This window comes from Kitasatospora sp. LaBMicrA B282 (genome assembly GCF_050325825.1).
Classification (GTDB): Bacteria; Actinomycetota; Actinomycetes; order Streptomycetales; family Streptomycetaceae; genus Kitasatospora.
Window position 1 is genome coordinate 1 of the sequence record NZ_JBNQTI010000217.1, and the last position, 11,974, is coordinate 11,974.

The following is an 11,974-nucleotide window of genomic DNA, read 5'->3' on the forward strand; positions in this document are numbered from 1 at the left end:
CGCGGGGGCGGGGGCGGGCACCGCTGCGGGTACGGCGGGCGCGGCGCTCGCGGGTGCCGCGGGCAGTCCGGGCCCGGCCGGACCGGCGGGAGCAACAGCGGCACCGGGCGGCAGCGGCCGGGTCCGGCCCGACCAGGCCGTGCCGTCCCAGAAGCGCTCGTGGGCGCCCTCGGCACCCGGTACGGGCTCCGGGTCGGGGTACCAGCCGGGAGGAGTGGAGTTGCTCACCGCCGTACCGTATCGGGCCCGGTGAACCGGCGTCAGCGGTGCCCCGGCGGGCGGGCGGGTTGGCGGGTTGCGCGGACCGGGGTGGCCGGGGCCTGCCAGGATGGCGGCATGCGCATCGCTGTCACCGGTTCCTCGGGGCTGATCGGCTCCGCCCTCGTCCGCTCGCTGCTGGCCGACTCCCACCAGGTGGTCCGGCTGGTCCGCCACCGCCGCGACCTCGGGCCACGGCCGGACGGCTCGGTGGCGATCGGCTGGAACCCGGTGCGCGGCGAGGTGGACCGGGCCGGCCTGGACGGTGTGCACGCGGTGGTCCACCTGGCCGGCGCCGGGGTCGCGGACCGCCGTTGGACCGACGCCTACAAGCAGGAGATCCGCGACAGCCGGGTGCTCGGCACCCGCACCCTGGCCGCCGCGCTGCCGCAGCTGGCCGCCCCGCCGAGCGTGCTGGTGAGCGGGTCGGCGGTGGGCTACTACGGGCAGACCGGCGCCCGGGTGATCGACGAGACCGCCCCGGCCGGCGACGACTTCCTGGCCCGGGTCTGCGTGGACTGGGAGGGCGCCGCCCACCCGGCCGTGGAAGCCGGGATCCGGGTGGTGCACCCGCGCACCGGCCTGGTGCTGACCGCGCAGGGCGGGGCCGGTGGGCGACTGTTCCCGCTGTTCAAGCTGGGGCTGGGCGGCCGACTGGGCTCGGGCGGGCAGTACTGGAGCTTCATCTCGCTGGCCGACCAGGTCGCCGCGCTGCGCTTCCTGGTGGAGAACCCCGAGCTGAGCGGCCCGGTCAACCTGACCGCGCCGGAGCCGGTCACCAACGCCGAACTGACCGCCGCGCTCGGCCGGGTGCTGCGCCGGCCGACGCCGTTCCCGGTGCCGGAGTTCGCGCTGAAGCTGGCGCTGGGCCAGATGGCGGTGGAGGTGATCGGCAGCCACCGGGTGGTGCCGGCCAAGCTGCTCGCCGCGGGCTTCGAGTTCGCCCACCCCCAGGTGGACGCGGCGGTGCGCGCCGCGCTCTGAAGCGACGCCGAACACCGAACGACGCCGGACACTGGGCGACTCCGAACACCGAACGACTCCGAACCCTGGGCGACGCCGAACACCCTCCGCCGTCCGCTACGGCGCGAGGGGGCGCATGCGACGGCGCACGGCGCATGCGCGTGCCCCCTGAGCGTGCCACCGGCGCGGCGCGGCTCTCCCCGATCCGAACGAATGCCCTTGCCTGATCAAGCCATTGACGGGGCATCACCCGTTCGAACCGTCCCGGCACACTCCGCAGCCGGCCACCGGCCGGAGCTCCGGGACCAGGGAGGGAGTTCGCCCGTGACCCCACAGGACATCACCCGCCGCACCCGTGCCGACGACACCGAGGTGGTCGTGGTCGGCGCGGGCCTGGCCGGGCTGGCCGCCGCCCGGTCACTGACCTCCGCCGGACTCCAGGTCCAGGTGCTGGAGGCGACCGAGCGGATCGGCGGCCGGATGGCCGGCCACCAGCTGGACGGCTACCGGCTGGACCACGGCGGTCAGTTGCTCAACACCGGCTTCCCGGAGCTGGTCCGCCGGCTCGACCTGGACGGTCTGGAGCTGTGCCCGCTCTCCCCCGGAGTCCTGGTGCACAGCGGCGGCCGCCGCTACCGGGTCGGTGACCCGCTGCTGCCGACCGCCCGGCAGGCCGCCATCCGCTCGCCGCTCGGCAGCCCGCTGGAGAAGGCCCGGCTCGGTGCGACCCTGACCCGGCTGGCCGCCACCCCGGTGCCCAAGCTGCTGGCCCGGCCCGAGACCAGCACCGCCCGCGCCCTGGAGGCCCGCGGCCTGCCGCCCAAGGTGCTGGACGGCTTCCTGCGCCCGCTGCTGGTCGCCCTGCTCAGCGACCCCGCGCTCGGCACCAGCAGCCGGATCGCCGACCTGGTGCTGCGCGGCTACGCCCGCGGCCGGCTCGCGCTGCCCGCGGCCGGCACCGCCGCGGTTCCGGGGCAACTGGCCGGAGCGCTGCCGCCCGGCACGGTGCGCCTCGGGGTGAAGGTGACCGCGATGGGCGCGGACGGGGTGCACACCGAGGAGCACGGCCGGATCAGCGCCCGCGCGGTGCTGCTGGCCACCGACGCCCGGTCGGCCGCCGAACTGCTGCCCGGCCTGCGGCTGCCCGACTTCCACCCGGTGACCACCTACTACCACACCACCGCCGAACCCCCGCTGGCCGAGGCCGCGTTGCTGCTGGACGCGGACCGGGCGAGCGGTCCGGCGCCGGTCTCGCACTCGCTGGTGCTCAGCCAGGTGCACGAGTCCTACGCCCCGGCCGGCCGCTCCCTGGTGGCCACCACGGTGCTCGGCCGGCGTGCCTACGGCTCGGGCGGGCCGGCCGCGCTGGAACCGGCGGTGCGCGAGCGGCTGGCCCGGCTGTACGGGGTGGCGGCGCGCGAGTGGGAGTTCCTGACGGTGCGCCACCTGCCGGACGCGGTGCCGGCGATGCCGCCGCCGCACAACTTCCGCCGCCCGGTGCGGGTGCTGGCCGGCCTCTACGTCTGCGGGGACCACCGGGACACCAGCAGCGCCCAGGGCGCCCTGGTCTCCGGCCGCCGGGCCGCCGAGGCGGTGCTGCGCGACCTGGGCGTGGCCCGGGCCGCCGACCTGCGGCAGGCGCAGGCCGCCTGAGCCCGCCGGCCGTGCCGGACCGCGCCACCGAACGGGCCCCGGACCGCCGGCCGGGGGCGGCTGCCGCTCACCGCCCCCGGCCGGACGTCACCGCCGCAGCGCTCAGAGCACCCCGGCCGAACATCACCACCGCAGCGCTCAGAGCACCCCGGCCGGACGCCACCACCGGACCGCTCAGAGCACCCCGGCCTGCCGGGCCGCCTCCTCGAACGCCCGGGCCGCCGGGCTGCCCCGGTACGGCGCCAGCCGGCGGTGGAAGTCGCGCAGGTACTCCACCGTGCGGGCCGAGCGCATCTCGCCGGCCGCCCGCAGCGCCTCGGTGGCCAGTGCGCAGGACTCGTCCAGGTCGCCCATGCCGAGCCGGGCCGAGGCCAGCACGATCCGGCAGAACACCCGGCTGCGGGCGTAGGCCGCGCCGCGCAGCCGCAGTGACTTCTCGGCGTGCTGGGCGGACGGCCGCCACTGCTGCAGGTCCCGGTAGCAGTGCGCGAACTCGTCGGCCAGTTGGGCCTCGTCGAAGAACCGGGCCCAGGACGGCACCTCGTCACCGCTGCGGGCCAGCGCCAGCGCCCGCTCGGCGCGGACCAGCGCGGTGGTGCAGGACCTGACGTCGGCCAGCACCCCGTGGCCGCGCGCCTCGGCCGCGTGCATCAGCGCCTGGATGGTGGCGGGCGCCGTGCTGCCCACGCCCTGCTGGGCCACCCGGGCCAGCTGCACCGCCTCCCGGCCGTGCCCGAGGTGGACCGCCTGCTGGCTCATGGTGATCAGCACGTAGCCGCCGAGAACCCGGTCGCCGGCCGCCTGGGAGAGCCGCAGCGCCTGCACGAAGTAGCGCTGCGCCAGGCCGTGCGCGGCGATGTCGAACGAGGTCCAGCCGGCCAGCCGGGTCAGGTCGGCGACGGCCGCGAAGAGCGCCCGGCCGATCTGCTCGCCGTAACGGCCGCGCAGCATCGGCTCGGCCTCGCTCTCCAGGTAGCGGACCAGCGCCTGCCGGGCGTGGCCGCCGCCGTAGGCGTTGTCCAGCGCGCGGAACAGGTCGCCGACCGCGCGCACGGCCGCGATGTCGCCGCGACCGACCCGCAGGCCGGCCCGGGCCGGCCGGGCACCCGGCTCGCCGGGGCCGGGCAGCGGGACGCTGCGGGTGCCGGAGACCAGCGGGCGGCGGGCCTGCGAGGGGACCCGGCCGGCCGGGGTGCCGCGCACCGGTGCGGCCGCGCCGCGGGCCGGGCCGTCACCGTGCTCGGCGGTCGGGTCGAGCCGGGCCAGCGGACCGTCCGGGCCGGAGACGTAGATCCCGGCCGAGCCGTCCCGGGCCACCTGCTCGTCGCTGCGCCCGATCAGCCAGTCCCGGCTCGGCACCACCAGGCCGGCCGGGGTGAAGGCGATCCGCCGCAGCTCGGACTGCGGCCCGGTGTCCTTGCGCCACATGCTGGAGACGATGTCCACCGCCTCCTGCGGAGTCTCGGCGAACTCCAGGCCGGCGTAGACCGGGGCGCAGGCGTCCAGGCCGATGTCCTGCGCGGACAGCCGGCGGCCGAGCCGGCGGGTGAAGACCTCGGCGATCAGCGCCGGGGTGGCGCCGCGCGGCTGCTGGCCGCGCAGCCAGCGGGTCACCGAGGTCTTGTCGTAGCGCAGGTCCAGCCCGTGCTCCAGGCCGAGCTGGTCCACCCGGCGGGCCAGCCCGGCGTGCGAGAAGCCGGCCTCCTCGATCAGCGCCGCGAGCAGCGGGTTCTGCGCCCGGCTCGGCTCGGGGCGGGCGGCCGCCTCCGGGTCGGCGGAGTGCGGCAGGCCGTCCTCGGCGGGGTCGTCCGGGTCGCCGCCGTCCCGCTCGCCGACGGCGTGGTGGACGTCGCCGTGGTGGACGTCGGCGCGGTGGACGTCAGCGCGGTGGACGTCGGCGGCGTGCAGCTCGGTGCCGGGTGCCGCGTGCAGCTCGGGGTCGTGCAGCGTCGCGTGGTGCGGAGCCGGCTCGTGGAGTTCACCGCCGTGGAGATCGCTGCCGTGGAGATCGCCGCCGTGCAGGTCACCGCCGCGGAGATCGCCGCCGTGCAGGTCACCGCCGTCGAGGTCACCCCCGTGCAGGTCGCCGCCGGGCAGCTCCTCGCGGTGGAACTCGGCGCGGCGCAGCGCGGTGGCGTCCTGGCGCTGCACGGGCAGGGTGGCCGCACCGGTTCGGTCCGGCTCGCCACGGCGTTCGTGCGGGTCCAGCGGGTCGAGCGGACCGTAGGCCGGACTGTCGGTTGCAGGCCGTTGGGACATGTCAGTCAACTACCTCTCGGACGCCGCGGTCCGGGTCCCCGGTGCCGTGCGCGACGCCCCTGTCGGGAATCGGCGTGAATGTAGCGAGCATTCAGGCGCTATGGGTGGATCTGGGCGGGCAATCCTCCGAACGGGTGACGGAGCGGCGCCCGTTCTGAGGAAGGTGCGGCGCTGGGGGTTTGGGCCGCGCGTACCCTGGGCGGCCCCCTGCGTGGCACCCCTGCGGCTGTTCGAACCCGCCCCGTCCCGCGTCGGTCGGCGCCCCGGCGCCCGCCGCTCCGCCGCCCGGTCAAGGCCCCTTCGGAGCACCCGACGGCCGGGCGTACAGTGGCGAGGTTGGGCGCGACCACCTGGGCAAGGAGCAGCGGTGAGCGAGAACGTGCGGTTCGTACGGATGCACATAGGTGAGGGCCTGGTGCCGTACGAGGAGGCGTGGGAGGAGCAGCAGCGGCTGCACGCCCTGCGGCTGGCCGACGAGATCCCCGACACCGTGCTGCTGCTGGAGCACCCGCCGGTCTTCACCGCCGGCAAGCGGACCAAGCCCGAGGACCTGCCGCTGGACGACACCCCGGTGGTGACCGTCAACCGCGGCGGCGAGGGCACCTGGCACGGCCCGGGCCAGCTGGTCGGCTACCCGATCGTCAAGCTGCCGGAGCCGATGGACGTGGTCGCCTACGTCCGCCGGCTGGAGGAGGCGCTGATCCGCGCCTGCGGCGACTTCTCGGTGGGGACCAGCCGGGTCGAGGGCCGCAGCGGGGTCTGGGTGCTCGGCGCAGACCTGCCGGACGCCGTGCCGGACCCGGCCAAGCAGATCGACATCGGCAAGCTGACCCTGCGGCTCGGCCTGCCGCTGGGCATCGACCCGCGGCTGGCCGGCCCCGAGTACGCCCCCTCCAACGCCGGCCAGCGCGGTGACGACCGCAAGCTCGCCGCGATCGGGGTCCGGGTGGCGCGCGGCGTGACCATGCACGGGTTCGCCCTCAACTGCAACCCGGACATGACCTGGTTCGACCGGATCATCCCGTGCGGGATCCGGGACGCCGGGGTCGGTTCGCTCTCCACCGAGCTGGGCCGCGACGTCCCGGTGGCCGAGGTGGTGCCGCTGGTGGAGCGGCGGCTGGCCGAGGTGCTGGCCGAGCTGCCGGAGCCGGCCGCCGGCCGCTGAGGCACCGGCCGGGCCCCACCGACCCGCCCGACCCGCCGGAGCCACCCGACCCGCCCGCCCCACCCCCGGCGCAGGGCCCGGGAATCTCCGCCCGCCGGTCGCTGTTGCCCTGCGATTGCGGGGCGTGAGCCCGGCGCAGACCGTACAAGCAGAGGCGTACCCTGGGGGTACCCCGTCTACTTCTAGGAGCCGCACGTGTCCGCTGTCGCGCCCGACGGCAGGAAGCTTCTCCGCCTGGAGGTCCGCAACAGCGAGACCCCCATCGAGCGGAAGCCCGAGTGGATCAAGACCCGGGCGAAGATGGGCCCGGAGTACAACGCCCTCCAGTCGCTGGTGAAGAAGGAGGGGCTGCACACGGTCTGCCAGGAGGCCGGCTGCCCCAACATCTTCGAGTGCTGGGAGGACCGCGAGGCGACCTTCCTGATCGGCGGTGACCAGTGCACCCGCCGCTGCGACTTCTGCCAGATCGACACCGGCAAGCCCGCCGAGTTCGACCGGGACGAGCCGCGCCGGGTCGCCGAGTCCATCGTCACCATGGACCTCAACTACGCGACCATCACCGGTGTCGCCCGTGACGACCTGGCGGACGGCGGCGCCTGGCTGTACGCCGAGACGGTCCGCCAGGTGCACGCGATGACCGCGGAGCGGGCGGGTGGGCGCACCGGTGTCGAGCTGCTGATCCCGGACTTCAACGCGGTGCCGGAGCAGCTCGCCGAGGTCTTCTCGTCGCGTCCCGAGGTGCTGGCGCACAACGTCGAGACGGTGCCGCGGATCTTCAAGCGGATCCGCCCGGCCTTCCGCTACGAGCGTTCGCTGGACGTGATCACCCAGGCCCGCGCGGCCGGTCTGGTCACCAAGTCCAACCTGATCCTGGGCATGGGCGAGACCCGCGAGGAGGTCAGCCAGGCGCTGGCCGACCTGGTCGGGGCGGGCTGCGAGCTGATCACCATCACCCAGTACCTGCGCCCCTCGCTGCGCCACCACCCGGTGGAGCGCTGGGTCAAGCCGCAGGAGTTCGTCGAGCTGCAGGAGGAGGCCGAGGAGCTCGGCTTCGCCGGCGTCATGTCGGGGCCGCTGGTGCGCTCCTCCTACCGCGCCGGCCGGCTCTACCGGCAGGCGCTGGAGCACCGGGCGCAGCAGAACGCCTGACCCGGACGCCGACCCGCACGGGATCGGATCGCCCCCTGGAGCCCGGAGCACCCGCTCCGGGCTCCAGCGTCGTTTGACCCCGGTTTGACCGGGAGGTCACGGGCGCTTAACAGCCGGGGCCGAGAATGGTGCGCGGGTCCGGCCACCGGTGCCGGGCCCGGCGAGGGGAGTGGCTGGCATGGGGAGCACCATCGGCACGGCGATCAGGCTGGCGGAGAGCCTGCTGCTGGCCGCCGGGCGGCGGCAGGCGCGGCTGAACGCCTGGTCGGCCGTGTGCGAGAACCGGCGCCACGCCGCCGACCGCGAGGCGGCCCGGGTCAGCCTGCGGGCGACCGCGGGGCGCTGAGCGGGTCGGCGCGGAGAGCGGGCCGGCTCGAAGAGCGGGCCCGCGCGGGCGGATGGCGTAACGATTTCCCGCACGGTTGCGCCGAATCGGGACCGGGCTTCGATGTCCGATGTCCACGACACGTAGCATTGCCCTCATGGCGAGGGAAACATCCGAGACTCCTGGGCGGCTCAAGCAGATCCGCCAGGCGTACATCATGACCAAGAAGGTCGACACCAAGATCGGCCTGATCATCGGGGGCATCGGCCTCCTCACCTTCGGCGTGATCCTCGCCATCGGTTTCCTGATCGGCCACCCGGTGATCCTCGGGATCCTGGGCTTCATCGCGGCCGTGCTGGCCTCGGCGATCGTCTTCGGCCGCCGGGCCGAGCGGGCCGCCTTCGGCCAGATGGAGGGCCAGCCGGGCGCCGCCGCGGCGGTGCTCAACAACCTGCGCCGGTGGAGCGCCAACACGACCCCGGTCGCGGTGACCCGCAACCAGGACGCGGTTTACCGCGCGGTCGGCCGCCCCGGCATCGCGCTGATCGGCGAGGGCAACCCGAACCGGGTGCGCCCGCTGCTGGCCGCCGAGAAGCGGAAGATGGCCCGCGTGGTGGCCGACGTCCCGGTGCACGACATCATGGTCGGCGACGGCCCGGACCAGGTCCCGCTGCGCAAGCTGCAGGTGCACCTGATGCGGCTGCCGAACGCGATCACCCCGGCCCAGGTCACCGAGACCAACGACCGGCTGCGCGCGCTGGGCGACCTGCTCTCCAAGGCGCCGATCCCCAAGGGCCCGATGCCCAAGGGCGCCCGGCTCCCCAAGGGCGGCCAGTCCCGCTGAGGTCCGCTCCCCCCACCACTCGTGCAGAAGGCCCCGCCGGTCCGGCGGGGCCTTCCTCATGTTCCGGTGTCCTGACGGTCCTGCTCACGTCCTGCTCGTGTCGGATCCGGACTCGGATCCGAACTCAGATCCGGACCTCGACCGTGGCGACCGCCTTGTCGTGCAGGCCGCGGGTGTCCCGGTCCCAGACCGCCGCGGGCACCACCAGGCAGAGCAGCAGGGTCCGCAGCAGCATCTGCGGGATGCTCGCCCGGGAGCCGTCCAGCCGCACCACCCGCAGCCCGAACAGCCGCTTGCCGATGGTGGTGCCGGTGGTGCAGAGCAGCACCGCGCTCATCGCGAAGAAGACCGGCAGGTTGAGCAGGTCGGCCCTGGCCAGGCTGCCGTGCGAGAACGTGCCGTACGCGATCAGGCTGGCGATCCAGCCGTCGACGAAGAGCGCGCCGATCCGGCGCGCCGTCCCGGCCACCGAGCCCGAACCCTCGCGCGGGAGGCCCAGTCGCTCGCCGCGGTAGCCGAAGTCGGCGCCCATCCGCTCGGCGGCCGCCTTCGGGCCCTCGAGCCACGATCCCAGTGCTTCTCTGCTGTCCACGAAAAACACAGTAACCCGGCCCCGGGGGCGACTCGGCGGCGACTCCCCCTGCGAGTGAATCCGGTTGACCCGTGATGCGCAAGTGGTCCAGACCACCTGTGGACCAGAGGGCCGTGCGGGCCGCGTTTTGCCCCCTCCCGGGTGAGTTTGCCGCCCATTCGGGCCCGCCGGTTAACATGGGCGAAACGATCGGGTCACCGTCAGGAAACGGCCTGTTCCTAAGGTGGCCCGCACCGTGGCCGGTTGGGACGACTGGCTCCGAGCAGGTCTGATCCCGACCCTCGTCGCGGTCGGGCAGAGGAGGACGATCGATGTTCAACAATGCGGATGAGGTCAAGGCCTACATCGCGGAAAACGACATCAAGTTCGTGGATGTCCGGTTCTGCGACCTGCCGGGCGTGATGCAGCACTTCGCGGTTCCGGCCGCCACCTTCGACCCAGCCGAGACCCTGATGTTCGACGGCTCGTCGATCCGTGGCTTCCAGGCGATCCACGAGTCGGACATGGCCCTGGTCCCGGACCTGGCCACCGCCCGTCTGGACCCGTTCCGCAAGGAGAAGCACCTCAACATCAACTTCTTCATCCAGGACCCGATCACCGGCGAGGCCTACAGCCGCGACCCGCGCAACGTCGCCAAGAAGGCCGAGGCCTACCTGGCCTCCTCCGGCATCGCCGACACCGCCTTCTTCGGGCCCGAGGCCGAGTTCTACGTCTTCGACTCGGCACGCTTCGAGACCAGCGCCAACGCGTCCTTCTACCACATCGACTCGGAGGCCGGCGCCTGGAACAGCGGCGCCGCCGAGGGCGACGCGCGCGGCTACAAGGTCAAGTACAAGGGCGGCTACTTCCCCACCCCGCCGGTCGACCACTTCGCCGACCTGCGCGCCGAGATGACCCTGGAGCTGGAGGCCTCCGGCCTGCAGGTCGAGCGCCAGCACCACGAGGTCGGCACCGCCGGCCAGGCGGAGATCAACTACCGCTTCAACACCCTGCTGCACGCCGCCGACGACCTGATGCTGTTCAAGTACATCATCAAGAACGTCGCCTGGCGCAACGGCAAGACCGCCACCTTCATGCCGAAGCCGATCTTCGGCGACAACGGCTCGGGCATGCACGTCCACCAGTCGCTGTGGGCCGAGGGCGCGCCGCTCTTCTACGACGAGCAGGGCTACGCCGGCCTCTCCGACACCGCCCGCTACTACATCGGCGGCCTGCTCAAGCACGCCCCGTCGCTGCTGGCCTTCACCAACCCCACGGTGAACTCCTACCACCGCCTGGTCCCCGGCTTCGAGGCCCCGGTCAACCTGGTCTACTCGCAGCGCAACCGCTCGGCCGCGATCCGCATCCCGATCACCGGCTCCAACGCCAAGGCCAAGCGCATCGAGTTCCGCGCCCCGGACCCGTCCTCCAACCCCTACCTCGCCTTCTCGGCGATGCTGATGGCCGGCCTGGACGGCGTGAAGAACAAGATCGAGCCGCTCGAGCCGGTCGACAAGGACCTCTACGAGCTCGCCCCCGAGGAGCACGCGGGCGTCCCCCAGGTCCCCGCCTCCCTCCCCGCGGTCCTCGAAGCCCTGGAGCAGGACCACGAGTACCTCCTCGCGGGCGGCGTCTTCACCCCGGACCTGATCGAGACCTGGATCGACTTCAAGCGCACCAACGAGATCGCCCCGATCGCCCTGCGCCCCCACCCGCACGAGTTCGAGCTGTACTTCGATCTCTGAACCGGCCCCTGTGGGCCGGTTGGCCAGGCGATCCTTCCAGGGACTTTGACCTGCGGAAACGCCCCAAGTCAAGGCAGGGAACGGGGTGTCACGCTCCTCACGGACCGTGACACCCCGTTCCCTATGCCGCGCAGCAACGTGGCCACTGTCCGCCACGGGCAGCGGTCGAGCTGGACGGTGCGGCCCCCGTCCCGGGGGGGCTCGTCAACGGCCGGCTGCCGCGGGTACCCCTTTGGCACCCAGGACGAGGGTGACCGGCACCGGACCGGCGGTGTCCTGGACCTGCTTGGCGAAGCCCGGTGACCTGAGGCCCTCCGCCGACGTGTAGACACGGATCCCGCTGCCGTCCATGGCGGGACTGGCCCCGTAGGTCTCGAACATGAGCGTCTTGGCCTGCTGGGCCGCGATGATCCGCTCGACCGCAGCGTGCTCGTCCTTGGCGCTGTGGGAGCACTTGATGATCTTCACGCCGACTCCGGCGGTGTCGGGGTGAGCCGCGCGGGCGGCTTCGGCCATCTGCTCTGCCCGCTGGACGTCGGTGGCATACAGCAGGACTTGGTTGTTCGCACCGTCCAAGGCCAGGGCGCCCCAGATGTCGGCGAACCGGCCGCGCCCCTGCTCTCCGAGCGCGGAAGCGGCGTTCTCGACCTGGACGGAGATGCTGGGCGTTCCGGTCGGTGACGGGGTCATCGAGTTGGAGACGACGGTGATCGGAGCCCCCGGGCCGACGGCGACGGTCTTCGTACCGGTTCCACAAGCTTCCGTCAGGAGCAGCGCTGAGGCAGCAAGCGCGAGGCCGAGTGGACGCTTCACGACGAGGGTCCTTCCTGGTGACCAGAGATGAGATGGGCCGGGTTGGGACAGGAGTGGGGGGAGGAAGGGGGTGCCGGGGGGGGGCCCCACAACCCGGGCGGGGGGGGGGTCTTTTTCCCCCCCCCCCCCCCCCCCCCCCCCCCCCCCCCCCCCCCTCCCCCCCCCCCCCCCCCCCCCCCCCCCCCCCCCCCCCCCCCCCCCCCCCCCCCCCCCCCCCCCCCCCCCCCCC

General features: G+C 73.9%; 11 protein-coding genes and 1 pseudogene. 7 read left to right on the plus strand and 5 right to left on the minus strand.

Going from position 1 to position 11,974, the window contains the following annotated elements:
• Window positions 1–228, minus strand: a 228-nt coding sequence (locus ACQRUO_RS35460; RefSeq protein WP_428320279.1) for a DUF2510 domain-containing protein, incomplete at its 3' end; no start/stop codon positions are given.
• Window positions 229–336: 108 nt separating this feature from the next.
• Here ACQRUO_RS35460 and ACQRUO_RS35465 point away from each other — a divergent pair.
• Together ACQRUO_RS35465 and ACQRUO_RS35470 are read left to right on the plus strand one after the other, a co-directional pair.
• On the plus strand, window positions 337–1,242 hold the full coding sequence (locus ACQRUO_RS35465) for a TIGR01777 family oxidoreductase (RefSeq protein WP_428320280.1): 906 nt from the start codon (window positions 337–339) through the stop codon (window positions 1,240–1,242).
• Between the two features lie 303 nt (window positions 1,243–1,545).
• Window positions 1,546–2,874: an NAD(P)/FAD-dependent oxidoreductase gene (locus tag ACQRUO_RS35470; RefSeq protein ID WP_428320281.1), complete on the plus strand. Its 1,329-nt coding sequence runs from the start codon at window positions 1,546–1,548 to the stop codon at window positions 2,872–2,874.
• Between the two features lie 174 nt (window positions 2,875–3,048).
• Here the strand turns inward: ACQRUO_RS35470 and ACQRUO_RS35475 are convergent, their stop codons facing one another.
• Both ACQRUO_RS35475 and ACQRUO_RS35480 read right to left on the minus strand, forming a co-directional pair.
• Entirely contained in the window at window positions 3,049–4,662 is a 1,614-nt protein-coding gene (locus ACQRUO_RS35475; RefSeq protein ID WP_428320288.1) for a regulator, read from the minus strand.
• A gap of 207 nt (window positions 4,663–4,869) precedes the next feature.
• Window positions 4,870–5,133 (minus strand): annotated as a pseudogene (locus ACQRUO_RS35480) (hypothetical protein); the annotation flags it as partial.
• 394 nt (window positions 5,134–5,527) lie between these two features.
• Here ACQRUO_RS35480 and lipB point away from each other — a divergent pair.
• The 4 genes from lipB (at window position 5,528) to ACQRUO_RS35500 (ending at window position 8,616) form a co-directional block, all read left to right on the plus strand.
• Window positions 5,528–6,298 (plus strand): lipoyl(octanoyl) transferase LipB, encoded by a 771-nt coding sequence (gene lipB / locus ACQRUO_RS35485; protein ID WP_428320289.1) that lies wholly within the window; start codon window positions 5,528–5,530, stop codon window positions 6,296–6,298.
• 195 nt (window positions 6,299–6,493) lie between these two features.
• A complete protein-coding gene (gene lipA / locus ACQRUO_RS35490) occupies window positions 6,494–7,447 on the plus strand; it encodes a lipoyl synthase (RefSeq protein ID WP_428320282.1) in 954 nt (317 codons plus the stop codon).
• A 178-nt stretch (window positions 7,448–7,625) separates the two neighbouring features.
• Complete coding sequence (locus ACQRUO_RS35495; RefSeq protein WP_428320283.1) at window positions 7,626–7,793, plus strand: hypothetical protein; 168 nt, start codon at window positions 7,626–7,628, stop codon at window positions 7,791–7,793.
• A 136-nt stretch (window positions 7,794–7,929) separates the two neighbouring features.
• A complete protein-coding gene (locus tag ACQRUO_RS35500; RefSeq protein ID WP_428320284.1) occupies window positions 7,930–8,616 on the plus strand; it encodes a DUF4191 domain-containing protein in 687 nt (228 codons plus the stop codon).
• Between the two features lie 124 nt (window positions 8,617–8,740).
• Here the strand turns inward: ACQRUO_RS35500 and ACQRUO_RS35505 are convergent, their stop codons facing one another.
• On the minus strand, window positions 8,741–9,208 hold the full coding sequence (locus ACQRUO_RS35505; protein ID WP_428320285.1) for an RDD family protein: 468 nt from the start codon (window positions 9,206–9,208) through the stop codon (window positions 8,741–8,743).
• Between the two features lie 311 nt (window positions 9,209–9,519).
• Here ACQRUO_RS35505 and glnA point away from each other — a divergent pair, with 311 nt between their 5' ends.
• A complete protein-coding gene (glnA, locus tag ACQRUO_RS35510; RefSeq protein WP_428320286.1) occupies window positions 9,520–10,932 on the plus strand; it encodes a type I glutamate--ammonia ligase in 1,413 nt (470 codons plus the stop codon).
• A 204-nt stretch (window positions 10,933–11,136) separates the two neighbouring features.
• On the opposite strand, the gene ACQRUO_RS35515 is transcribed toward glnA, so the two are convergent.
• Window positions 11,137–11,745, minus strand: coding sequence for a hypothetical protein (locus ACQRUO_RS35515; RefSeq protein ID WP_428320287.1), 609 nt, complete (start codon window positions 11,743–11,745; stop codon window positions 11,137–11,139).
• Window positions 11,746–11,974 lie beyond the last annotated feature (229 nt).

Excerpts from the sequence above, each read along its gene's own strand:
- ACQRUO_RS35500 (WP_428320284.1), top strand. The coding sequence starts at position 7,930 with ATGGCGAGGGAAACATCCGAGACTCCTGGGCGGCTCAAGCAGATCCGC.
- ACQRUO_RS35495 (WP_428320283.1), top strand. The coding sequence starts at position 7,626 with ATGGGGAGCACCATCGGCACGGCGATCAGGCTGGCGGAGAGCCTGCTG.
- ACQRUO_RS35465 (WP_428320280.1), top strand. The coding sequence starts at position 337 with ATGCGCATCGCTGTCACCGGTTCCTCGGGGCTGATCGGCTCCGCCCTC.
- lipB (WP_428320289.1), top strand. The coding sequence starts at position 5,528 with ATGCACATAGGTGAGGGCCTGGTGCCGTACGAGGAGGCGTGGGAGGAG.
- glnA (WP_428320286.1), top strand. The coding sequence starts at position 9,520 with ATGTTCAACAATGCGGATGAGGTCAAGGCCTACATCGCGGAAAACGAC.